A 20220-nucleotide genomic window follows, 5' to 3' on the forward strand; every position below is an offset into this window, starting at 1 on the left:
GAGGATCCACGATGGCGGTCATCAACGTCCACCAACGCACCATCCCGGCACCGGAGTCGACGGTCGGCACACTCCTCGACGGCCTGGCCGGCCCGGACGACCGGCTCTGGCCCGGCCCCGCCTGGCCCCGCCTGCACCTCGACGGCCCGCTCGCCGTCGGCTCCTCCGGCGGACACGGCCCGATCCGCTACCGGGTCGTCGGGTACCAGCCGGGTCGGTGGGTGCGCTTCCGGTTCAGCGCCCCGCGCGGGTTCGACGGGTTCCACGAGTTCACCGTCTCCCCCGGGAACGGCGGTTCGGTGCTGAACCACACCGTCGCCATGCGGCTGCGCGGCCCGGCACGGCTCGCCTGGCCACTCGCCTTCCGCTGGCTGCACGACGCCCTGGTGGAGGACTCCCTCGACCGGGCCGTCCGCGCCTGCGGCGGCACCGTCGACTCCCCCGCGCGCTGGAGCACCCGCGTACGGCTGCTGCGCCGGCTCGTCCACCGCTGACGGCGGCAGGGAGCACCGGCCTCCTGGCGACGGCGCCTGACATTGCCTCAGGATGGTGCCGCACGGAACGGATCAACGGACGAACGGACGGAAGGCGGCGAGGACCATGGCGGTCTTGACGGTCAGCACGGTGGTGGAGGCCCCGGCCGAGCAGGTCTGGGACGTGATCGGGGACTACCACGCCCTCGGCGACTGGCACCCCCACCTGCCGCCGAGCACCCTCGGCAACGAGCTGACGGGCAACGCGATCGGTACGGTGCGGGTGTTCGAGTTCGGCGGCATCGTGCTGCACGAGACGCTGATCGCCTACGACGTCGAGGCCCGCAGCTACACCTACAGCTTCCCCGACGGCACCTTCCACTTCGACGGCTACCGGGCCACCCTGCGGGTCACCCCGGTCACCGAGCTGGGCGCCAGCTTCGTGGAGTGGAGCGTCACGTACGACATCGAGGCCGAGCACCGCAAGGAGTCCACCGAGCGGGTGCACGGGGTCTTCACCGTCGGCCTGGCCGCCCTGCGGGAGCAGTTCGCGGGCTGAGGCCAGTGGCCCGGTCGGATCCCGGCCGGGCCGCCGCCTCGACCGGCCGGCAGCACGAGCTTCCCGCGCGCCCGGCCGCTCCCATCGGTCAGGAGTGCCCGGCCTCGGGCGGTGCGGCCAGGGCCGCATAGTCGTTTGCCAGCATCACCTGCGCCAGCCGGGCGGCCGCCGAGACCACTGCGGGCCAGCCCGGGGCGTCCAGGAACACCTCGTCGGGCGACCGGGCACCGACGGCGTCCTGCACCGCGCTATAGGCGACGCCGAGCCGGGCCATCAACTCGACCTCCCGCTCGGTGCGCAGGCTCCCACCCAGAAAGCGGGCGGGCTCGTGCGCGTCGCAGAAGTCGTCGAAGAGCACGTGCACGATGTAGTCGAGATCCTCCAACTGCTCGCCGTCCAGCCACACTTCACGCTGCCAGGTCGGGCTGGCCAGGGCCACGACGGCGGGCACGACGTGGAGCCGGAAGTACGGGAGGGAGATGCCGTGGTCGGTCACCGGGCGAGGGTACCGATGCCGCTACGGGCCGGGCATCCGGTTATCGGACGGCTCCGCGCCACATGCCGGTGCCATTTCAGACGTCCACCGCCTCTCCCGTCACTCCGGTCGGCTGCGAACAGCAAGATGGGGCACGGGCGTTCACCATGGGCGTCCGCTGTCACCAGGAGAGAAAGGGGCTCTTTCATGAGCTCGTCCATACGTACGAAGGCCACCCGGTTCCTGGCCGCCTCCGCGCTCGCCGTCGTCGGAGCGACCCTCGTCAGCACCCCCGCGCACGCCGTCGGGAGCCTCAAGGTCGGCATCAACGGCGCCGTCGTCGCGGACGCCGGACAGACCCTGAACGTCTCGGTCACGTACCAGTGCCTGCCGGACTTCCAGTCGGCCGCCATCACCGTGCAGGGCGCCCAGTCGGGGGTGTCGGGCCGCGGCTCGGTCCACGTCCCCTGCTTCGGCGGGCCGTCGACCGTGACCGTGCCGGTGAGCGTCACCTCGACCGACGGTGCATGGACCAGGTCCTCGGTGGACCTCTCCGCGTACATCGCCGACGCCGAGCTCAACCACTCCCGCGCCACGGCCACCGTCCTCGCCAGCTGACCTCGGCGTAGGAGGGGACCGGTCGACCACGTGCCTGGTCGGCCGGCCTCAGAACGCCAGCGGGAACCAGCAGGCCGCCGAGACGGCCGCCGCCGCCCAGCCAACGGCCACCGCCGACCGCCCGGAGTCGGGCCCGTAGGCTCGCTGGAAGGCCCCGATCAGCGCGGCGATCGCCGCGAGCGGGAGAGCCAGGTAGCCGAGGAACCAGTCCCACGCGCCCAGGCCAAGCGCGGCCAACAGGCCGATGACCAGCACCGGCACCCACACGGCGGCGACGCTGAACCCGGCCGCCGCACAGGCGACCCGGAAGCGGTCCCTGCGGCGGTAGAAGACCGGCACGGTACAGAAGGCCCCGGTCAGCAGTCCGATCGCGCAGAGGTAGAGCTGCCCACTGACCCCGCGCGTGAGCGCGGTGAGAATGAACGGCACCAGGAACACCGCGCTCGCTGCCCCGGCCAACCACCGCGCACTCGCGGGAATCCCGGCCATGCCGCCCCCTTTATTTGAACGGGTTCAAATCTAACACGCGGGGGCGGAGCCGCTCAGGCGGGCCCTCGGCCTCCGGTCCCGGCGAGCATCCGCCGCCGGACGCACTCCAGGGCCCGGCGCCGCGCGCGGCCCGTCGGCCGGATCCCAGGGGGCTCGATCCGGATCTCGCAGTCGGCCCTCACCTCGCCACCTCGCCCCAGACGACCTTGCCGATGGGGCGGCGCGGACTGCAACCCCAGCTCGCGGTAAGGGAGTCGACGAGCTGGAGGCCGCGCCCGGTCTCGCCGTCGAGACCGGGCGCGGCGAGGGCGGGGAGGCGGTCACCGCGGGCGTCGTGCACCTCGATGCGGAGCCGCGTGGGGTCCACATCAATGGCGAAGTAGATGAGGTGCCCGATCGGCGTGCCGTGCAGGACGGCGTTGGTGACGAACTCGGTGGTCACCACGAGCCCGGAGTCGAGGAAGCGGCCACCGTCGGGGGTGGAGGAGAGGAGGGCGGCGAGCCGCTGGCGCGCGATGGCGGGGGAACGCCGGCTGCGCGGGAGCCAGATGGTGGAGGAGGTTCGAGACATGGCGAAGTCACCATCCAGGGAGAGGAGTTGGGGCCATGCGACGACCGGGCGGAGACAAAGGAATGCCCGGCAAGTAGGCCAGTCAAGGTCACTCACACGACCTGAAGGACTACTCGCTGTAGCATGCTCCGCGATGGCTCCATCACGCAAGCGCATCTCTGCGCAATTGCGCGACGCCGCAAGACTCTTGTGATCACCAGGGGAGGTGGCAGACTGTGACCCGACGTCAACCAAGAGGGAGCGACGAGCGTGGACAGTCCAACCGTGCTGCGCCGTAGGCTCGGCTCCGAGCTGCGACGATTGCGCGAACGGACCGGGCGTCAGGCCAAGTCCGTTGCGGATGAACTCGGCTTCAGCGCGACCAAGATTTCGCGGATCGAGTCAGGCCAGACGACACTGAAGGAATCAGACGTCCGCGCGATGCTCGAACTGTACGGCGTCAGCGATCCGGCTGAACTGCACCAGTTCGTCTCGCTGACCCGACGCAGCACGCAACGCGGTTGGTGGCACGACTACGGTGACACCCTGCCGGACTGGTTCCAGACCTACGTCGGCCTGGAGGCCGACGCCTCGCGGATCCGGTCCTACGAGTCCGAGTTGGTCCCCGGACTGTTTCAAACTGCTGGCTACGCACGGGAGGTATTCCGAACTTTCTGGCCTGAGCAGAAAGACGAGCGCATGATCGAGCGTCGTGTGAAGCTCAGAATGCAACGCCAGGAACTCATTCGAGGACCGGAGCCCCTCACCGTACACGCCGTACTTTCCGAGGCGGTTCTCCGTCGCGTCGTCGGCGGAGCGGATGTGATGACGGAGCAAGTCAACGAGCTGATCAAGGCCGCTCAACAGCCAAATATTACTGTCCAAGTCCTCTCATTCAACGCTGGTGCCCACCCGGCGATGGGCACGAACTTCCGCATCCTGTCCTTCTCAGAGGTTCCTGGCGAGATTGCCTTCTGCGAGTCGGTCACCAGCAGCCTCTACATCGAGAAGGAGCCCGATATCGCTCGACACGAGTATGTCTTCGACCACATAACCTCGTTGGCGATGACACCGGCAGAATCGGCGTCTTGGATGCAGCAGTTGGCAACGGAAGGGTACGGACCATGAACTGGCGCAAGAGCAGCTACAGCAACGCATCGGGCGGCGATTGCATCGAGGTAGCGGACGGCATCATCGGTCTCGTCCCGGTCCGCGACAGCAAGGACCCGCACGGCCCGGCCCTCAGCTTCCCCTCCGAGGCCTGGCGAGCGTTCGTGGCCGGTATCCGTGCCGACGAGTTCCCGACCACTGGATGACGCAGTAGCGTGGGCTGCCCGCGCCGCGCGGGCAGCCCACGCTCAACTTGTGGTCTCCGGAGGTCTTTCGCGTGTCAGCCAACCTGGAATGGCGCAAGAGCACTTACAGCCACGGCGACGGCGACTGCGTCGAAGTCGCAGACGGCATCACAGGTACCGTCCCGGTCCGCGACAGCAAGGACCCCCACGGCCCGGAGCTCACCTTCACCCCCGCCGGCTGGCAGGCCTTCATCGTCGGCATCCGCTCCGGCGACTTCCCCAACACCCCCTGACTTCTTCCGGGCGGCCCCACGTGCCACGTGGGGCCGCCCGGATGCTCAGACCCCGACCTCCAGTCCAACTCAGCCAGGACCCCGAATGACGCGGTCTTCCCGGAGGTGAACAATGGCGGCGGCGCCCACGCTTGAGGATCTGCTGCGGGGTTGCACCCGCTCGGCGCTCCATCTGGAGACGCGCGACGGCTACATGCGCGACGACCCGCTGTTCCTCCACTGGCTCAGCGGGAGGCGGCACGATCCGGCCGACCGATCCTCCTGGTGGAGCCCTTGGTTGCAGCTGATCGAGGAGGCCACCACCCGCGGAGTCGACGTACGGCGGGCCCGCGTCATCTCCGAACCGGCGAGCGAGTACATCCGGTTCGAGCACGAGATCACGTTCCGGAACACCGCCTCCGGCGAGCAGGTCCGATGGCTCCCCCGCCGACAGGCAACCGACCTGGCTCTGCCCGGCAACGACTTCTGGCTCATCGACGGGCAGCACCTCCTGGTCCACCACTTCAGCGGTGAAGGTGACTTCATCGACGACGAAGTCACCACCGACCCGCGGACCACCGACCTCTGTGCCTCGGCGTTCGAGGCCGTCTGGGCCCGCGCGGTGCCCCACGAGGACTTCCGGCTGACCTGATCCGCGTCCGCGTCATCCAGCGTCCATCAGGCCAAACAGGCCCTCGGCCAGCCCCACCCGGTCCAGTTCGCCCGAGCGCCTGACAGCGTCGCCCCCTCCCCTTCACCATGGGAGCGCCGGACCACGCGGTACCTCGCAACTCTCAGGCCTAGGAGGCCAGGATGTCGCTGCGGTTCATCGCCAAGGACCCCAACAGCCCGGACGGCGACTCCCCCACCGTGTGGGTCGACGAGGAGACCTGCGACCTCGTCATTCAGGGGTTCAAGCTCGACGAGACCACCCGGCAAGCGTGCCTGACGACGGGTAGCATTCCCGACCACGAGCTTGCCGTGCGGCTCCCCGCCCGGATGGTGTCGGCTTTGAGGGAGGCATGTGATGCCGCAGAGCGTTCCGAAGATCGATGAGTTGCTGAGGAATACCCAGTACTCAGCGGTTCATCTGGAAATGCGCGACGGCTACATGCAGGACGACCCGGCCCTCCGTGCCTGGCGGGCCGGCCACCGTCTGGCCCCGGACGATCGGGCCTCCTGGTGGAGGCCGTGGCTGGACGTGATCGCCGAAGCCGTCACCCGTGGCGTGGAGATCCGCCGCGCCCGCATCGTCTCCGAGCCGGTGAGCGAGTACATCAGGTACGAGTACGACGTGACCTTCCCGAACATCCGCGCCGGTGAACAGGTGCGTTGGCTACCGAGGCGCAGCGCGTCGACCATCGCACTCCCGGGTAACGACTTCTGGCTGTTCGACGACCGCGTCGTCCGCTGGGGGCACTTCTCCGGTGACGGGGACTCCCTGGGTGGCGAGGTCACCGAGGACGAGACCGCTGCGGAGCTCTGCTCCAGTGCTTTCGAAGCCGTATGGGATCGAGCCGTCCCGCACGAGAAGTACACCGTCTGACGTCACGAAGGCACCCCCGGCATCCGGTCACCCACCCATGTCCTACTCGCCGTCATCCAGCGTCGTCGCAGCTCGAAAGGTCTTCGCAGCCCGGCTCCAAGAGCTCCGCAGGAACGCCGGCCTCACCGGCGCCGAGTTGTCCGAGCGCTGTGGCTGGCACAAGTCCAAGACTTCGCGCCTCCAGGCCGGGCTGGCCGCCCCGTCCGAGAGCGACATCCGGTCCTGGTGCGCAGCGTGCGGCGCTGAGGACGAAGCAGAGGCTCTCATCGCATCCGCCCGCGCCGTGGACGCCATGTACGTGGACTGGCGGCGGATGGAACGCTCCGGGCTGCGCCAGGCGCAGGAGTCCGTCTACGACCTCTACCAGCGCACCCGCACCTTCCGCGTCTACGCGAGCCGGGTCGTTCCGGGCATGGTTCAGACCCGCGCGTACACCACAGCGGTGTTGAGCGCCGTCCAACGCTCCCGCGTATCGGTCGATGACGTCTCCGCAGCAGTGGATGCCCGCATGGAGCGGCAGCGCATGCTGTTCTCCGGCAGCCAGACCTTCGCCCTACTCATCGAGGAGTCGGTGCTCCACAGCAGCGTCTGTGACACGGAGACCATGCGGGCCCAACTCCGGCACCTCATCAGCGTGAGCGGCCTGGCCCGCATGAGCATCGGTGTGCTCCCCCTCCAGCGGGACCGGCTCCGGTCACCGGCCGAGGACTTCTACATGTTCGACGATCTTCAGACGTCGGTCGAACTCGTCTCCGGACACTTGCGCCTCACCCAACCGCACGAGATAGCGATGTACGCCCGGGTGTTCACCCAGCTGTCCCGGATGGCCGTATACGGAACGAAGGCTCGTGCGCTGATCGCGACCGTCCTCGAATCCATGGGGTGATCGAGTCGCAACTACTCGCAACTTCTTTGTGAGGAACGCTCGGTGCTCCGTAGCGTCGTCGGTGCTCCTCCACTCGGAGCACGAGAGGAGACCATCGTGACCACCACCGCCCCCACCTCCCGGCAGCCGTTCGCCATGCGCTACGCCGCACGCCAGACCAGCGAACCGGCCGACGCCACCGGCGTCACGTACGACCGGGATTTGCAGATCGCCGTCACCTCCGACGGCAACCCCTGGGCGCACACCGCCCAGGGCGAGACCAGCAGCAACACCAACTCCGACAGCAAGAACGACGAAGGCACCGACTTCTACTAGGAGGGCCGAGGTGACGGAACCTCTCGGCGAGGCGGTGCTGGTTCTCACGAACCGGCTCGACTCCACCGCGGATCTGGTGGTCGAGCACCTGAACAGCCGGTGCGTCCCGGTGTTCCGGTGCGACACCGCCGAGTTCCCCACCGAACTCACCCTGACCGCAACGCTCGCGGACAGGTGGGCCGGGGTGCTCGACGACGGGCACCGCACACTCGACCTGGCCCGGGTCCGGTCGGTGTACTTCCGCAGGCCCGAGGAGTTCCGGCTACCTGACGGCATGTCCGAGGCTGGGCGGCGGTTCGCCGCCGCCCAGTCCCGGGCCGGCTTCGTCGGCGTCGCCGCCGCCCTCCCGTGCCTGTGGATCAACCACCCCGCTCGGGATGCGGACGCCAACCACAAACCGTGGCAGCTCGCCGTTGCCCGTCGGCTGGGGCTGGATCCACCCCGCAGCATCATCACCAACGACCCCGGGGCGGCCCGGAGTTTCGCGGCCGACCTCGGAGCCCCGGTCATCACCAAGAGCCTCGGCGCGCCGGTGGACACGGTCGTCATCGACCCGACGCAGCTGGACGACTCCGTTCGCCTCTGCGCCCACCTCTTCCAGGAGTGGATCGACAAGGCCCACGAGGTCCGCCTGACCGTGGTCGGCGACCGCTTCTTCCCCGTCGAGATCCACGCCGGCTCGGCGGCCGCCCGCGTCGACTGGCGCACCGACTACAAGAACCTCACCTACCGGCCGACGGCCGTCCCCGACCCGGTGCGGGAACGCGTATCCGCGTTCATGCGCGCGTTCGGACTCGTCTTCGGCGCCTTCGACTTCGTCGTGACGCCGGCCGGGGACTGGCGCTTCCTCGAAGTGAACCCCAACGGCCAGTGGTCGTGGATCGAACACCGGACCGGCGTGCCCGTTTCGCGCGCCCTCGCGGATCTTCTGGAGAAGGGCAGCACGGATGAATGACACCCCGACCGACACCGAGGAAGCGGCACGCGACCTGCGCGCCGTACTCGTGAAGGCCCTTGAGCGCGACGGGTCGTTGCGCACCCCGCCGTGGCGGGACGCCGTCTCGGCCGTGCCCCGTCACGTCTTCCTCCCCGCCTTCTACACCACCGTGGACGCCCCGGACGGCATCACCCGGTACACCTCCGTCCGTCATGACACCGACCTGCAGACGTGGCTCCGGCTCGCCTACGAGAACACGACGTGGGTCACCCAGCTCGACCACGGCGCCGCCCCACCGGACAGCGAACCCCGTGTCGGGACGCCCACCAGTTCCTCGACGCTGCCCGGCATCGTGGTGCGGATGCTCGAAGACCTCGACGTCCCGGACCGCGCGAACGTACTCGAAGTCGGAACCGGCACCGGCTACTCCACGGCCCTGCTGTGCGCCCGCCTCGGCGCCCGTTACGTCACCAGCATCGAGCACGACGCCACCCTGTCCTCCGCCGCCGGCGAACGGCTCGCCGCCCTCGGCCACCGGCCCCGACTGATCGTCGGCGACGGCGCCGAGGGCAGCCCGGACGGCGGACCGTACGACCGGATCATCGCGACGTACTCGCCCGGCCGTGTCCCGGCCCCCTGGCTGGCCCAGGCCCGCCCCGGTGCGGTCATCCTGGTGTCGCTGGTCGGCGGCCTCGACGCCTACGGCTACGTGAAGCTGCACGTCCGCGACGGCGAGGCCCGAGGCCGGTTCATCGACTCCGAGGTCTCGTTCATGCTCTCCCGGGAGATCCGGCGGCCCGAGATCGGGCCCCTCATGCGCGCCGCCGTCCGGGCCCGCGACGACTCCGGCGGCCTCGACACGGCCCTCCGTCCCGACCTCCTGGACGACCCCGCCTTCCTGTGGACCGCCCAACTCGCCATGCCCGGCACGACCCGGCTGCGCCTGGCCACGGACCGGGCCGAAGGCCGGTGGTTCCTCCACCCCGACGGGTCGTGGGCGGTACTGGAGAGCGGGAACGACGGCACCATCCGCGGCTATCAGGGCGGCCCGCGCAGCCTCTGGGCCCGGTTGGAGGCCGCCGCCACGGCCTGGCTGTCCGACGGACGCCCCGGGCTGGACCGTTACGGGCTAACGGTGACCACGGAGACGAACACGGTCTGGCTGGACGGCCCCGGCAACCCCGTCGGCGTTCTCGACGACTGAGACGACCGAGGAGCCACGGCCGGGGCGGCCCGAGGGTGATGCTGGGTAGGTTTACGGCATGACGAACCGTGACTGCATCGTGGTGACCACCACCCACGAGAGCGAGTCGGATCTTTGGTGAACTTTCCTCTCTCGACAGTAAGTTGCAGCGCTGGGGGACAGCTTCGCCGGGCTCTCGACAGCGTCATGCTCCATGAAGTGTGATCTCCCCAGGACCACGAACCGCACCCGCGAAGAACGGAACCACGATGGCCGAGCGCCCCTTCGTCCTGCTGAGCGTTGCCAGCTCGATCGACGGCCACATCGACGACGCCTCGCCTCAGCGGCTGCTGCTGTCGAACGCGGCCGACTTCGACCGGGTGGACCAGGTGCGGGCCGAGTCGGACGCCATCCTCATCGGCGGCAACACCCTGCGCAGTGACAACCCGCGCCTGCTGGTCAACAATGACAAGCGCCGGGCTGACCGGGTGGCCGCCGGCAAGCCGGAGTACCCGTTGAAGGTCACCGTCACGGCCAGTGGCGACCTGGACCGCGACCTCAAGTTCTGGCACTTCGGTGACAAGAAGGTCGTCTACACGACCGACGCCGGTGCCCTGAAGCTGCGCGACCGCCTGGACTACCTGGCCGACATCGTCAGCACCGGGGACACGGTCGACTTCGGCGCCATGCTCGAAGATCTGGCGGCCCGGGGCGTGAGTCGGCTGATGGTCGAAGGCGGCGGGCAGATTCACACCCAGTTCCTCTCCCAGGGCCTGGCCGACGAGATCCACCTGGCCGTGGCGCCGCTACTGGTCGGCGAGGCCGGTGCACCGCGCTTCGTCCACCCGGCCAAGTTCCCCGGTGGCAGCGCCCGCCGAATGAAGCTGCTGGGCGCTGAAACGGTGGGCGACGTGGTGCTGCTGCGCTATGCGCCGAAGGAGGCGTGAGGTCTCGCAGAGCGTTCCGAGCATCGATGAGCTGTCACCCAGCTCGACCACGGCGCGAGCTCCGCGTCGAACGGCGAACCCCGCGTCGGGACGCCCACCAGTTCCTCGACGCTGCCCGGCGTCGTGGTGCGGATGCTCGACGACCTCGACGTCCCGGACCGCGCGGACGTACTCGAAGTCGGCACCGGCACCGGCTACTCCACGGCGCTGCTGTGTGCCCGCCTCGGCGCCCGTTACGTCACCAGCGTCGAGCACGACGCCGACCTCTCCTCCGCCGCCGGCGAACGGCTCGCCGCCCCCGGCCACCGCCCCCGCCTGATCGTCGGCGACGGCGCCGAGGGCAGCCCGGACGGCGGACCGTACGACCGGATCATCGCGACGTACTCGCCCGGCCGTGTCCCGGCCCCCTGGCTGGCCCAGGCCCGCCCCGGTGCGGTCATCCTGGTGTCACTGGTCGGCGGCCTCGACGCCTACGGCTACGTGAAGCTGCACGTCCGCGACGGCGAGGCCCGAGGCCGGTTCATCGACTCCGACGTCTCGTTCATGCTCTCCCGGGAGACCCGGCGGCCCGAGGCTGATGCTCGGTAGGTTTGCGGCATGACGAACCGTGACTTCATCGTGGTGACCACCACCCACGAAAGCGAGGCGAAGGCCCGGGAGTTGGCCGCCGCGGTGGTGCGGGAGCGGTTGGCGGCCTGTGCGCAGGTGTATCCCGTGCGGTCGGTGTACTGGTGGGAGGGTGAGGTGCAGGACTCCGCGGAGTGGAGGATCGACCTCAAGACTCGCGCGGACCTCGCCGGCCGGCTCGCCGATTTCATCGGTGCAGAGCACAGCTACGACACCCCGGAGGTCATCGGCGTACCGGTGGTCACGGGCTCCGCGGCCTACCTGGAGTGGGTGGGTGCGGAGACGCGCACCGGCTGAGCAGCTGCGTGAAGCGGTCCGGTTCTCCTCTCGGAGTTCGCGGGCCGCTGCCGTTCCTGGGAGTTGGTCCGCAGGAATGGACAAGCGCACAGGAAGTCGGACCCGCCGACTTCCTGTGCGAGCCTGCTGGAGGTTGACCCGGGGCGGCGGGGCGGCACGGTGAAGTCAGTCGGTGGCGGGGCGGGGCGTCAGGCGGGCGGCGCGGGTTTCCAGGTAGTGGCGCTCGGTCAGGCTGGTGGTGCCGCGGGCGGCGCGGTGGTAGGTCTCGCGGGCCGCCGAGTGGTCGCCGGCCCGCTCCAACAGGTGTGCGCGGACGGCGTGCAGCCGGTGGTGGTCGGTGATCCGGTCGTCCGCGGCGAGCTCGTCCAGCAGGGCCAGGCCGGCCCGCGGTCCGTCGATCACGGCGACGGCCACCGCCCGGTTCAGGCTGGCCATCGGGTTGGGCGCGAGCCGTTCCAGGATCTTGTACAGCGTGTTGATCTGACGCCAGTCGGTCTCGCCGGTGCTGGGCGCCTCGTCGTGCAGCGCGGCGATGGCGGCCTGCAGCTGGTAGGGGCCGAGTGTGGAGCGGGTCATCGCGTCGGTGACCAGTGCGACGCCCTCGGCGATGCGGCCGCGGTCCCAGCGCGAGCGGTCCTGTTCGTCGAGCGGGATCAGTTCGCCGTGCGGGCCGGTGCGGGCGGCCCGGCGGGCGTCGGTGAGCAGCATCAGGGCCAGCAGGCCGGCCACCGCGCCGTCGTCCGGCAGCAGCCGGTGCAGCAGGCGGGTCAGTCGGATCGCCTCGGCGGCGAGGTCGTCGCGCCGCCGCTGGTCTCCGGGGCCGGCGGTGTAGCCCTCGTTGAAGATCACGTACAGCACGTGCAGCACGGCCCGCAGTCGCTCCGCCCGGTCGTGCCCGATCGGCAGGGTGAACTCGCTGCCGCCGGCCTTGATCCGCTGCTTGGCCCGGCTGATCCGGGCCGCCATGGTCGGTTCCGGCACGAAGTAGGCGCGGGCGATCTCCGCGGTGGTCAGCCCGCCGACGGCGCGGAGCGTCAGCGCGATCTGCGAGGCCGGGCTCAGCGCCGGGTGGCAGCACAGGAACAGCAGGGTGAGGGTGTCGTCGCGGTCGGCCGGGGTGGACTCGCCGGGGCCGGGCGACGTCGGTTCCGGTTCCCGGGCGGCCGCCTCGTCCTCGCGTCGGCGCCGGGCCTGTTCGCTGCGGATCCGGTCGACCAGGCGGCGGCCGGCGACCGTGGTCAGCCAGCCGCGCGGGTTGTCCGGGACGCCCTCGGCCGGCCACTGCGTCGCCGCGGCGAGCAGCGCCTCCTGCACGGCGTCCTCGCTCAGCTCGAACTGCCCGTACCGGCGTACCAGCGCGCCGAGGACCTGCGGCGCGAGCGCGCGCAGCAGGCCCTCGACGATGGCGCGGTCGGCGCTCACTCCGTCGGGCCTCCGGAGAAGATCACCTGGCGGACCTCGATGCCCAGGCCGTTGAACCGGGCGTCCGGGATCATCGCGGCCAGCTCCAGCGCGCGGTCCCTGCTCTCGACGTCGACCAGGTAGTAGCCGCCCAGGAACTCCTTGGCCTCCAGGTAGGGGCCATCGGTGACGACCGGCACGCCGTCGCGGACGCGGACCACCGAGCTCCGGGACGGGTCGGCCAGCGCCTCGGTGCTGATCAGCTCGCCGGACTCGCGGAGCGTCGTCATGAACTCGCCGTGGCCTGCCATGATCTCCTGGCGCTCGGCCTCGGTCAGTTCCGCCATGATGGCCGGGTCGATGTGCATGATCAGCAGGAACTTCATGTCCAACTCCTCACCGTCGCGGCGCCCGGTCGGGCCCCGTCATCGGGTGGTCGTCGCGGGCCGACCGCTCTTGACGTGCCGGCGGCGGGTTCAGCAGATCGGATGATTCTGCCGGTACGGGTCAAGATCCGTCGACCGGCTCCGACCTCCTGGTGACGATCCACGTCGCACCACCGTTGTCGCCCGTTGTCGCCATCACAGGAGGAACACATGGCTCAGCTGCTGAGAGTCCAGAACTTCAACGTCTCGAGTGACGGAATCGGTGCCGGTGAGGACCAGACCCTCGCGAGGCCGTTCGGTCATGTCGAGCCCGAGCGGCTGTTCGCCTGGGCCGGCGCCACGGCGAGTTGGCCCATGCGCACCGAGCCCGGGGGCAGCCGGGGGCTCGACGACCACTTCACCCGGGACTACGCCCGCAACATCGGCGCCGAAATCATGGGCCGCAACAAGTTCGGGCCCCAGCGCGGGCCCTGGGAGGACCATGAGTGGTGCGGCTGGTGGGGTGACGAGCCCCCGTTCCGCACCCCGGTGTTCGTCATGACCCACCACGAGCGTCCCTCGTTCACGCTCTCCGACACCACGTTCCACTTCGTCGCCGGTGATCCGGCCACGGTCCTCGAACGGGCCCGGGAGGCGGCCGGAGGCAAGGACGTCCGGCTCGGCGGCGGGGTCACCACCATCCGGGAGTTCCTCGACGCCGACCTCGTCGACACCCTGCACGTGGCGGTCTCGCCGGTGGAGCTCGGATCCGGGCTACGGCTCTGGGAGTCCTCCGACGAGCTGCTCGACCGGTTCCACCGGGACGTCGTGCCCAGCCCGAGCGGGGTGACGCACCACCTGTTCTGGCGGAGGTGAGGTCGTGGAGAGCCACGGGCGGCCCCGCGCATCGCGTGGGGCCGCCCGTCGTGGCTACCGTGCACCGCTCAACTGGCCTGGCCGGTCGGCATGATGGTGACCTGCTGGAGGTTGACCCGGGGCGGCAGGGTGGCGATGAAGCCGACCGCCTCGGCGACGTCCGCCGGGGTGAGCCACTCCATGGTGTCCCTGGAGCCCTCCAGCCACTCCCGTGCGCCCTGGTCGGTGACGTGGCTCTGCAGTTCGGTGCCGACGATGCCGGGCTCCAGGGCGGAGACCCGGACCTTCTTCGGGCCGAGCTCCGTCCGCAGGGTCCGGGAGAGGTGGCTGACGTAGGCCTTGGTGCCGGCGTAGACCGCGAAAGTGGGGAAGAGGTTCTGCGCCGCGATCGACGAGGTGTTGATCAGGTCGGCCAAGGCTTCCTCCGCTCCCGCCGCGCCCGCATCACCCCCGAGGACGCCGGACTGCCCTCCGACGGCCGGGTGCGTCGCGTCCCCGGCCTGCGCCGGGACGAGGTGGCCCGACTCGCGGGCGTCAGTTCCGAGTACTACACCCGGCTGGAGCAGGGACGGGCCCTCAACCCCTCCTCCGAGGTGCTGGAGGCGATCGCCCGCGCCCTCCGCCTGGACGCCACCGAGCGCGAGCACCTCGACGACCTGCTGCACGGCGGCGCCCAGCCCGCCCGCCGCGCCCCGTCCCGGGCCCAACGGGTGTGCCCCGGGCTGCACTTGATGCTGGAGACACTCACCCATGTGCCGGCCCTCGTGATGGGCCGCCGCACCGACGTACTGGCCTCCAACCGGCTGGCCCGGGAGATCCTCACCGACTTCGACGCCCTGCCCGCCAACCGCCGCAACGTGGCCCGCTACTACCTCCTGGACCCCAAGGCCCGGGACACCGTGGGCGATTGGGCGCGGCTCGCCTCCGAGACGGTGGCCATCCTGCGACTCGAAGCGGGCCGCTACCCCCACGACCGGCAACTGGCCGACCTGGTCGGCGAACTCACCATCCAGTGCCCCGAGTTCACCGTCTGGTGGAACGACCACCGGGTGCTGCGCCGCACCCACGGCGCCAAGCACTACCACCACCCGCTGGTCGGGGAGCTGCACTTCTCGTACGAGTCCTTCCAGGTCCCCGGTGACGACGAGCAGACCCTGTGCGTCTACAACGTCGAACCGGGCTCGGAGACCGCCCAGTCCCTCCGGGTCCTGGCCAGCTGGACCGCGCCCGAGGCCACGACCGAGGCCACGACCGAGGCCACGACCGCCAACTGACCGCCACCTGAACCCGCCCGGCCGCTCCCCCAACTACCCTTCCCCCATGCCCCACAACGAGCTCACCGCCGACCTCGTCCGCCAGCTGCTGCGCGACCAGCACCCCGACCTGGCCGACCTCCCGCTGCGCCTCGGCGCCCGCGGCTGGGACAACCAGATCTGGCGGCTCGGCGACGACCTCGCCGTCCGGCTGCCCTGGGCGACGGAGACCGCGGGTGACCGGCTGCGCAAGGAGCACGCCTGGCTGCCCGCCCTCCCGGCGCCGCTCCCGCTGCCGGTCCCGGCGCCCCAGCGGCTGGGTGAGCCCTCCGGGCGCTTCCCCCACCCGTGGCTGGTCACCACCTGGCTCCCGGGCGCGCCCGCCGACCGCGCGCCGATCACCCGGGCCGAGGCTGCCGCCGACGCGCTCGCCGCCTTCCTGAGCGCCCTGCACCGCCCCGCTCCCGCCGCCGCGCCCACCGGGGAGCGGGGCGGGCCACTGGCGGGGGTCGCCGACGGGGTCGTCCGGGGGATCACCGAGGCCGCCGACCTGGGGCTGATCCCCGACCCGGACGCCGCCCTCGCGGTCTGGGAGGACGCCGTCACCGCCCCCGCCTGGACGGGCCCGGCGCTGTGGATCCACGGCGACCTCCACCCGGCCAACGTCCTCACCGAGGACGGCATGCTCTGCGGCGTGATCGACTTCGGCGACCTGTGCGCGGGTGACCCGGCCTGCGACCTCGCCGCCCCCTGGAACCTGCTCCCGGACGGCGCCGTCGACCGCTTCCACCGCGCCTACCGGCCCGCCGCGGACCCGGCGACCCTGCGCCGCGCCCGCGGCTGGGCCCTGTTCCGCGCCCTCGGCGGCATCCACATCGGCGAGGCCGGCTTGCGCGGCCGCCCCGGCGGCAAGCCCTCCTGGGGCCCGCCCGGCCACGCCGCCCTGCGCCGCCTCATCGCCACCGCCACCACCATCTGACGTTGAGTCAGGCGCCCGGGCAGAACTCGGCGTTCAGCTCGGCGGTGAACAGGTCGATCGGTCCGCCACCGCCGTTCAGCCAGTCCCCGTTGACATTGGTGGAGAGCAGGTGGCGGCCGTCCCGGCTGCCGTAGGTGTAGGTCCACGAGCCGTTGATGGCGCCGCCCATGCCCCAGACAGTGGTGCAGTTCAGCTTGACGGAGCTGACGCCCAGCCCGTAGGTGGTGTCCTTGATCCACGCGTCCTTCGGCGTCTGGACCATCGTGAACATCTCCTGCTGCTGGGCGGGCGGCAGCAGCCGTCCGCCCAGCAGGGCGGCGAAGAAGGTGTTGAGGTCACGGGTGGTGGAGATCATGTCGCCGGACGCCCAGCCCCAGGACGGGCTCAGCTCGGTCACGTCGTAGTCCGGGGTGGTCGGCTCGGCGTACCCGAGGTGGGAGTACTCCCGCCCGTGCGGCCCGTGGATGGTGACGTCGTCGGAGGCGGGCTCGTAAGTGCCGGTGAGGCCGAGCGGGGCGATGATGCGCTGCCGGATCTGCTGGGCCAGGGTGCCGCCGGAGGCCCGTTCGACGATCATCCCGGCGAGGACGTAGTTGGTGTCGGAGTACGTCCAGCCGGTGCCGGGGGCGAAGTCGGGCTGGTGGGCGCGGGCGATGCCGACGAGCTGCTCGGGGGTGAAGTCGTCGAAGCGGTGCTGGAGGAAGGGCTCGTGCCAGAACTTCTTCCCGATCTCCTCGTCCGTGGCGAAGTTGGGGACCCCGCTGGTGTGGTTGAGCAGCTGCCGGACGGTGATCTTGTCGGGCTGGTAGCCGGGGGCGTCGAGGACGCCGGGCAGCCAGTGCTCCACGCTGTCGTCCAGGTTCAGCTTGCCCTCGGCGGCGAGCTGGAGCACGACGGTGGAGACGAAGGTCTTGGTGGTGCTGCCGATCCGGAACCGGTCCTGCTCCTGGCGGGGCCGCCCGGTGGTGAGGTCGGCGACGCCCGCCCGGCCGAACCAGCGGTGGCGCCCGTCCCGTACCTCGGCGACGGCGCCGGGGAGTCCACCGGTCGTCACGCCCTGGCCGAGCACGGCCTGCACGCCCGGGTGACGGTCCCGCTCCCCGGCCTGCCCGGTCCGTCCGGCCTGCGCCTGGCCGGCAGCCTGTCCGGCGACCTGGTCGGCGAACACCGGCGCGGCGGTGGTGACGGTGGCGGCGAGCACGGCCCCGGTGAGCAGGGCGGTGACGGCGGCGCGGGTGGTGGTCCTCATGGTGTGTTCCCCTCGGCGGTGTTTCCCGTTGACGGAGAGAACGTTCCCGCGAATTCACAACACCGTCAACGTCAACTCCCGAGCCTCTTCCACATCATCGCAGCTCAGTTGACGTATTTCCTTGCAATGGGACTGCCTGTGAACGCAACACCTCCATACTCCCATTGCAACGATGCGGGCGTCGGCCGGATACTCTCCTGACCATCACGAGGAACCCCGCGAGGAACCCCCGCGAGGAACCCACGCGCGGAACCCGCGAGGACGAGAGGACGAGGCCGGATGCCCGGAGGCCGACTGACCCAGCAGGACCGCCGGCGGATCGCCACCGGCCTGGCCGAGGGGCTCGGCTACGGCGAGATCGCCCGCGGCCTCGGCCGCCCGACCTCGACCGTCACCCGCGAGATCGCCCGCAACGGCGGCCCGTCCGGCTACCAGGCCGAGCGCGCCCAGCGCGCGACCGCCCAGCGCTCCCGCCGCAGCCGGACCGCTCCCGCCCCGCGCCCGATCACCCGGGCCCCCGCCGCCGTCACCGTCGCCGTCGACCGGGACCCGGCCGCCGTCGACGAATTCGCCGGCCAGCTGGCCGAGTTGCTGGTGCACGTCGGCATGCCCCGGATGGTGGCCAGGGTGCTCGGCTGCCTCTACGTCACGGACGAGGGCAGCCTGACCTCCGGCGACCTGGTGCGGCGGCTGCAGGTCAGCCCGGCCGCCGTCTCCAAGGCGATCGGCTACCTGGAGGGGCAGGCGCTGGTCCGCCGGGAGCGCGACGACCGGCAGCGCCGGGAGCGGTACGTCATCGACGGCGACATCTGGTACCGCGCACTGCTGGCCAGCGCCGAACGCAACGCGATGCTCGCCGGAATCACCCGCCACGGCGCCGAGTTGCTCGGACCCGCCACCCCCGCCGGCACCCGGATGGACGACGCGTCGGCGCTGCTGGAGCGGATCGGCCAGGACATCGTGCGGTCCGTCCGGCAGTGGTACGAGGAGCGCGGCCCGGTCCCGTCCTGACCGCCCGGCGACGACCCGGGACCAGCCCGACCGTCGCCGTCGACCGGCTCCCAGCCGACGATCAGCCCGCTCCCAGCCGACGGTCAGCCTCTCAGCCCCTTCTCATCCACCAGGCCTAGCCTCCGCGCATGAACGTCTCCCTGCTCGACGGCTGGTTCCCCTGGACGGTCCAGGCCGCCGCCCTCGCCCTGTTCCTGACCGCGGTGGGCTGGCGGGACCGGACCTGGCAGCGCAAGTGGGGTCCGATCGCGCTCGGCACCGCGCTGGCGGTCACCGCGGTCCTCGCCGTCTCCGTGCTCTCGCTGTCCGGGATCACCGATCCGATCCCGTTCGGGGTGTGGCTGTGGAGCGGGGTGGCGATCGGGGCGTTCGCGGTGCTCGGCTTCGGCTGGCGCAGCGCCCGGTGGTGGCGACGGGTGCTGGTGCTGCCGGCCGCGCTGCTGGCGCTGTTCTGCGCCGCGAACAGCGTGAACATGGCCACCGGCTACTACCCGACGGTCGACGACGCGATCGGCGAGCTCAGCGGCCAGCCGCTGCCGGACCAGATCACCGTGGGGGACCTCGCCAAGATCCACGGCAAGACCAAGACCGGGCGCATCGTCCAGGTCGACATCCCGGACACCGCGAGCGGCTTCACCCACCGCCAGGAGCTGGTCTACCTGCCGCCCGCCTGGTTCCGCAGCCAGTCCCGGCCCAAGCTGCCGGTGCTGGAGATGATCGGCGGCGAGTTCGCGGCGCCCGACAACTGGATCCGCTCCGGCAACGCGGCGAAGACCGCGGACGCCTTCGCGGCCCAGCACAACGGCTTCGCCCCGATCCTGGTCTTCGTGGACGCCACCGGCGGCTTCCGGGTGGACACCGAGTGCGTGGACGGCCCGCACGGGAACTCGGAGAGCCACCTGCTCAAGGACGTCCCGCCGTACATCGAGAAGACCTTCAACGCGGCCACCGATCCGCACAAGTGGGGCGTGGCCGGCTGGTCGATGGGCGGCACCTGCGCCGTCGACCTGGTCGTCGAACACCCCAACCGGTTCACCCACTTCGGCGACTTCTCCGGCGACAAGGGCCCGTACATCGGCGACAAGGACCACACCATCCAGGAGCTGTACGGCGGCGACGCGGCGGCCTGGGCCGCCCACGACCCGCTGACGGTGCTCGGCGCCCACCACGGCAAGTACCAGGGCGTCTCCGGCTACTTCGGCCAGGGCGACGAGGAGCACGGCCAGATCGAGTCCGCCAAGGCCCTGGAGGCGGCCGCCAAGAAGGACGGCATCCGCACCACCGACGCGGTCGGCTCCGGCAAGCACTCCTGGCAGACCGGCGCGGCCACCTTCACCCAGGCCCTGCCCTGGCTCGCCGCCCAACTCGGCGTCCCGGGCACCCACGCGTAGCGCGGCGGCGGCCGCCCCGCACACCCCGCGCCGCACACCCTGCGCCGACCGCCCGGACACGGACCGTGGCGGCCCCGCAGCCGCCCGCGACCAGGGGAAACACTTGGCCTCGGCCCCGCCGCGGCCTTCGTCGACCCCGTCCCGGACGAGCACGATCCACCGCCGAAACCGCACGCCCGGTACGGAGTTCCGCCGCACCGGCCCCCCGCCCGACACCCCCCGGACC

General features: G+C 70.9%; 28 protein-coding genes. 21 read left to right on the forward strand and 7 right to left on the reverse strand.

Annotated features, from left to right (window positions below; all coding sequences use genetic code 11):
* The first annotated feature begins 11 nt into the window (after window positions 1-11).
* Together ABTZ03_RS21765 and ABTZ03_RS21770 are read left to right on the forward strand one after the other, a co-directional pair.
* Entirely contained in the window at window positions 12-494 is a 483-nt protein-coding gene (locus ABTZ03_RS21765) for an SRPBCC family protein (RefSeq protein WP_350514688.1), read from the forward strand.
* Between the two features lie 115 nt (window positions 495-609).
* Window positions 610-1032, forward strand: coding sequence for an SRPBCC family protein (locus tag ABTZ03_RS21770; RefSeq protein WP_350514689.1), 423 nt, complete (start codon window positions 610-612; stop codon window positions 1030-1032).
* Window positions 1033-1120: 88 nt separating this feature from the next.
* Here ABTZ03_RS21770 and ABTZ03_RS21775 read toward each other — a convergent pair whose 3' ends face one another.
* Window positions 1121-1528: an SCO4402 family protein gene (locus ABTZ03_RS21775; RefSeq protein ID WP_350514690.1), complete on the reverse strand. Its 408-nt coding sequence runs from the start codon at window positions 1526-1528 to the stop codon at window positions 1121-1123.
* 186 nt (window positions 1529-1714) lie between these two features.
* On the opposite strand from ABTZ03_RS21775, the gene ABTZ03_RS21780 reads away from it, so the two are divergent.
* Window positions 1715-2125, forward strand: a complete 411-nt coding sequence (locus ABTZ03_RS21780) for a hypothetical protein (protein WP_350514691.1) — start codon at window positions 1715-1717, stop codon at window positions 2123-2125.
* A gap of 48 nt (window positions 2126-2173) precedes the next feature.
* Here ABTZ03_RS21780 and ABTZ03_RS21785 read toward each other — a convergent pair whose 3' ends face one another.
* On the reverse strand, window positions 2174-2614 hold the full coding sequence (locus ABTZ03_RS21785) for a hypothetical protein (protein ID WP_350514692.1): 441 nt from the start codon (window positions 2612-2614) through the stop codon (window positions 2174-2176).
* A 178-nt stretch (window positions 2615-2792) separates the two neighbouring features.
* Window positions 2793-3185, reverse strand: a complete 393-nt coding sequence (locus ABTZ03_RS21790; RefSeq protein WP_350514693.1) for an ATP-binding protein — start codon at window positions 3183-3185, stop codon at window positions 2793-2795.
* Window positions 3186-3434: 249 nt separating this feature from the next.
* Between ABTZ03_RS21790 and ABTZ03_RS21795 the strand changes: the two genes are divergently transcribed.
* The 13 genes from ABTZ03_RS21795 (at window position 3435) to cutA (ending at window position 11469) form a co-directional block, all read left to right on the forward strand.
* The gene (locus ABTZ03_RS21795; RefSeq protein ID WP_350514694.1) at window positions 3435-4292 is read left to right on the forward strand and encodes a helix-turn-helix domain-containing protein; all 858 of its coding nucleotides are present in this window, start codon (window positions 3435-3437) and stop codon (window positions 4290-4292) included.
* Window positions 4289-4480, forward strand: coding sequence for a DUF397 domain-containing protein (locus ABTZ03_RS21800; protein WP_350514695.1), 192 nt, complete (start codon window positions 4289-4291; stop codon window positions 4478-4480). The genes ABTZ03_RS21795 and ABTZ03_RS21800 overlap by 4 nt, the downstream gene beginning before the upstream one ends.
* Before the next feature lie 71 nt (window positions 4481-4551).
* Window positions 4552-4752, forward strand: a complete 201-nt coding sequence (locus tag ABTZ03_RS21805) for a DUF397 domain-containing protein (RefSeq protein WP_350514696.1) — start codon at window positions 4552-4554, stop codon at window positions 4750-4752.
* Window positions 4753-4864: 112 nt separating this feature from the next.
* Complete coding sequence (locus ABTZ03_RS21810) at window positions 4865-5383, forward strand: DUF6879 family protein (RefSeq protein WP_350514697.1); 519 nt, start codon at window positions 4865-4867, stop codon at window positions 5381-5383.
* A 161-nt stretch (window positions 5384-5544) separates the two neighbouring features.
* Entirely contained in the window at window positions 5545-5787 is a 243-nt protein-coding gene (locus ABTZ03_RS21815; protein ID WP_350514698.1) for a hypothetical protein, read from the forward strand.
* A complete protein-coding gene (locus ABTZ03_RS21820; protein WP_350514699.1) occupies window positions 5759-6277 on the forward strand; it encodes a DUF6879 family protein in 519 nt (172 codons plus the stop codon). The genes ABTZ03_RS21815 and ABTZ03_RS21820 overlap by 29 nt, the downstream gene beginning before the upstream one ends.
* 37 nt (window positions 6278-6314) lie before the next feature.
* Window positions 6315-7163 carry a helix-turn-helix domain-containing protein gene (locus ABTZ03_RS21825; RefSeq protein WP_350514700.1) on the forward strand — a complete coding sequence of 283 codons (849 nt, stop codon included), beginning with the start codon at window positions 6315-6317 and terminating at the stop codon, window positions 7161-7163.
* Window positions 7164-7259: 96 nt separating this feature from the next.
* Window positions 7260-7478, forward strand: coding sequence for a putative ATP-grasp-modified RiPP (tgmA, locus tag ABTZ03_RS21830; protein ID WP_350514701.1), 219 nt, complete (start codon window positions 7260-7262; stop codon window positions 7476-7478).
* Between the two features lie 10 nt (window positions 7479-7488).
* A complete protein-coding gene (tgmB, locus tag ABTZ03_RS21835; RefSeq protein ID WP_350514702.1) occupies window positions 7489-8433 on the forward strand; it encodes an ATP-grasp ribosomal peptide maturase in 945 nt (314 codons plus the stop codon).
* Window positions 8426-9619 (forward strand): methyltransferase domain-containing protein, encoded by a 1194-nt coding sequence (locus ABTZ03_RS21840; RefSeq protein WP_350514703.1) that lies wholly within the window; start codon window positions 8426-8428, stop codon window positions 9617-9619. The genes tgmB and ABTZ03_RS21840 overlap by 8 nt, the downstream gene beginning before the upstream one ends.
* Before the next feature lie 248 nt (window positions 9620-9867).
* Window positions 9868-10545: a RibD family protein gene (locus tag ABTZ03_RS21845; protein ID WP_350514704.1), complete on the forward strand. Its 678-nt coding sequence runs from the start codon at window positions 9868-9870 to the stop codon at window positions 10543-10545.
* A 123-nt stretch (window positions 10546-10668) separates the two neighbouring features.
* Window positions 10669-11133 (forward strand): methyltransferase domain-containing protein, encoded by a 465-nt coding sequence (locus tag ABTZ03_RS21850; protein WP_350514705.1) that lies wholly within the window; start codon window positions 10669-10671, stop codon window positions 11131-11133.
* Window positions 11134-11142: 9 nt separating this feature from the next.
* Window positions 11143-11469, forward strand: a complete 327-nt coding sequence (gene cutA / locus ABTZ03_RS21855) for a divalent-cation tolerance protein CutA (protein WP_350514706.1) — start codon at window positions 11143-11145, stop codon at window positions 11467-11469.
* A gap of 165 nt (window positions 11470-11634) precedes the next feature.
* Here cutA and ABTZ03_RS21860 read toward each other — a convergent pair whose 3' ends face one another.
* Window positions 11635-12891, reverse strand: a complete 1257-nt coding sequence (locus ABTZ03_RS21860; protein WP_350514707.1) for an RNA polymerase sigma factor — start codon at window positions 12889-12891, stop codon at window positions 11635-11637.
* Complete coding sequence (locus ABTZ03_RS21865; RefSeq protein WP_350514708.1) at window positions 12888-13256, reverse strand: YciI family protein; 369 nt, start codon at window positions 13254-13256, stop codon at window positions 12888-12890. The genes ABTZ03_RS21860 and ABTZ03_RS21865 overlap by 4 nt, the downstream gene beginning before the upstream one ends.
* Before the next feature lie 210 nt (window positions 13257-13466).
* Here ABTZ03_RS21865 and ABTZ03_RS21870 point away from each other — a divergent pair, with 210 nt between their 5' ends.
* Window positions 13467-14111, forward strand: coding sequence for a dihydrofolate reductase family protein (locus ABTZ03_RS21870; protein ID WP_350514709.1), 645 nt, complete (start codon window positions 13467-13469; stop codon window positions 14109-14111).
* Window positions 14112-14179: 68 nt separating this feature from the next.
* Here the strand turns inward: ABTZ03_RS21870 and ABTZ03_RS21875 are convergent, their stop codons facing one another.
* On the reverse strand, window positions 14180-14527 hold the full coding sequence (locus ABTZ03_RS21875; protein ID WP_350514710.1) for an SDR family oxidoreductase: 348 nt from the start codon (window positions 14525-14527) through the stop codon (window positions 14180-14182).
* 66 nt (window positions 14528-14593) lie between these two features.
* Here ABTZ03_RS21875 and ABTZ03_RS21880 point away from each other — a divergent pair, with 66 nt between their 5' ends.
* Entirely contained in the window at window positions 14594-15385 is a 792-nt protein-coding gene (locus ABTZ03_RS21880) for a helix-turn-helix domain-containing protein (RefSeq protein WP_350514711.1), read from the forward strand.
* 46 nt (window positions 15386-15431) lie between these two features.
* Window positions 15432-16343, forward strand: a complete 912-nt coding sequence (locus ABTZ03_RS21885; RefSeq protein ID WP_350514712.1) for an aminoglycoside phosphotransferase family protein — start codon at window positions 15432-15434, stop codon at window positions 16341-16343.
* 7 nt (window positions 16344-16350) lie between these two features.
* Here the strand turns inward: ABTZ03_RS21885 and ABTZ03_RS21890 are convergent, their stop codons facing one another.
* Entirely contained in the window at window positions 16351-17592 is a 1242-nt protein-coding gene (locus ABTZ03_RS21890) for a serine hydrolase domain-containing protein (protein ID WP_350514713.1), read from the reverse strand.
* A gap of 279 nt (window positions 17593-17871) precedes the next feature.
* Here ABTZ03_RS21890 and ABTZ03_RS21895 point away from each other — a divergent pair, with 279 nt between their 5' ends.
* Both ABTZ03_RS21895 and ABTZ03_RS21900 read left to right on the forward strand, forming a co-directional pair.
* Window positions 17872-18603, forward strand: a complete 732-nt coding sequence (locus ABTZ03_RS21895; RefSeq protein WP_350514714.1) for a GbsR/MarR family transcriptional regulator — start codon at window positions 17872-17874, stop codon at window positions 18601-18603.
* Window positions 18604-18731: 128 nt separating this feature from the next.
* On the forward strand, window positions 18732-19994 hold the full coding sequence (locus ABTZ03_RS21900; protein WP_350514715.1) for an alpha/beta hydrolase: 1263 nt from the start codon (window positions 18732-18734) through the stop codon (window positions 19992-19994).
* Window positions 19995-20220: the final 226 nt, after the last annotated feature.

Origin of the sequence: Kitasatospora sp. NPDC096077 (assembly GCF_040303245.1) — a bacterium.
Lineage (GTDB): Bacteria > Actinomycetota > Actinomycetes > Streptomycetales > Streptomycetaceae > Kitasatospora.

Bases quoted from the DNA above. Each gene is read 5' to 3' on its own strand.
- ABTZ03_RS21845 (WP_350514704.1), top strand. From the start codon at position 9,868: ATGGCCGAGCGCCCCTTCGTCCTGCTGAGCGTTGCCAGCTCGATCGAC.
- ABTZ03_RS21840 (WP_350514703.1), top strand. From the start codon at position 8,426: ATGAATGACACCCCGACCGACACCGAGGAAGCGGCACGCGACCTGCGC.
- ABTZ03_RS21900 (WP_350514715.1), top strand. From the start codon at position 18,732: ATGAACGTCTCCCTGCTCGACGGCTGGTTCCCCTGGACGGTCCAGGCC.
- ABTZ03_RS21825 (WP_350514700.1), top strand. From the start codon at position 6,315: ATGTCCTACTCGCCGTCATCCAGCGTCGTCGCAGCTCGAAAGGTCTTC.
- ABTZ03_RS21870 (WP_350514709.1), top strand. From the start codon at position 13,467: ATGGCTCAGCTGCTGAGAGTCCAGAACTTCAACGTCTCGAGTGACGGA.
- ABTZ03_RS21785 (WP_350514692.1), bottom strand. From the start codon at position 2,614: ATGGCCGGGATTCCCGCGAGTGCGCGGTGGTTGGCCGGGGCAGCGAGC.
- ABTZ03_RS21885 (WP_350514712.1), top strand. From the start codon at position 15,432: ATGCCCCACAACGAGCTCACCGCCGACCTCGTCCGCCAGCTGCTGCGC.
- ABTZ03_RS21780 (WP_350514691.1), top strand. From the start codon at position 1,715: ATGAGCTCGTCCATACGTACGAAGGCCACCCGGTTCCTGGCCGCCTCC.
- ABTZ03_RS21800 (WP_350514695.1), top strand. From the start codon at position 4,289: ATGAACTGGCGCAAGAGCAGCTACAGCAACGCATCGGGCGGCGATTGC.
- cutA (WP_350514706.1), top strand. From the start codon at position 11,143: ATGACGAACCGTGACTTCATCGTGGTGACCACCACCCACGAAAGCGAG.
- ABTZ03_RS21765 (WP_350514688.1), top strand. From the start codon at position 12: ATGGCGGTCATCAACGTCCACCAACGCACCATCCCGGCACCGGAGTCG.
- ABTZ03_RS21815 (WP_350514698.1), top strand. From the start codon at position 5,545: ATGTCGCTGCGGTTCATCGCCAAGGACCCCAACAGCCCGGACGGCGAC.
- ABTZ03_RS21865 (WP_350514708.1), bottom strand. From the start codon at position 13,256: ATGAAGTTCCTGCTGATCATGCACATCGACCCGGCCATCATGGCGGAA.
- ABTZ03_RS21790 (WP_350514693.1), bottom strand. From the start codon at position 3,185: ATGTCTCGAACCTCCTCCACCATCTGGCTCCCGCGCAGCCGGCGTTCC.
- ABTZ03_RS21820 (WP_350514699.1), top strand. From the start codon at position 5,759: ATGCCGCAGAGCGTTCCGAAGATCGATGAGTTGCTGAGGAATACCCAG.
- ABTZ03_RS21890 (WP_350514713.1), bottom strand. From the start codon at position 17,592: ATGAGGACCACCACCCGCGCCGCCGTCACCGCCCTGCTCACCGGGGCC.
- ABTZ03_RS21810 (WP_350514697.1), top strand. From the start codon at position 4,865: ATGGCGGCGGCGCCCACGCTTGAGGATCTGCTGCGGGGTTGCACCCGC.
- ABTZ03_RS21895 (WP_350514714.1), top strand. From the start codon at position 17,872: ATGCCCGGAGGCCGACTGACCCAGCAGGACCGCCGGCGGATCGCCACC.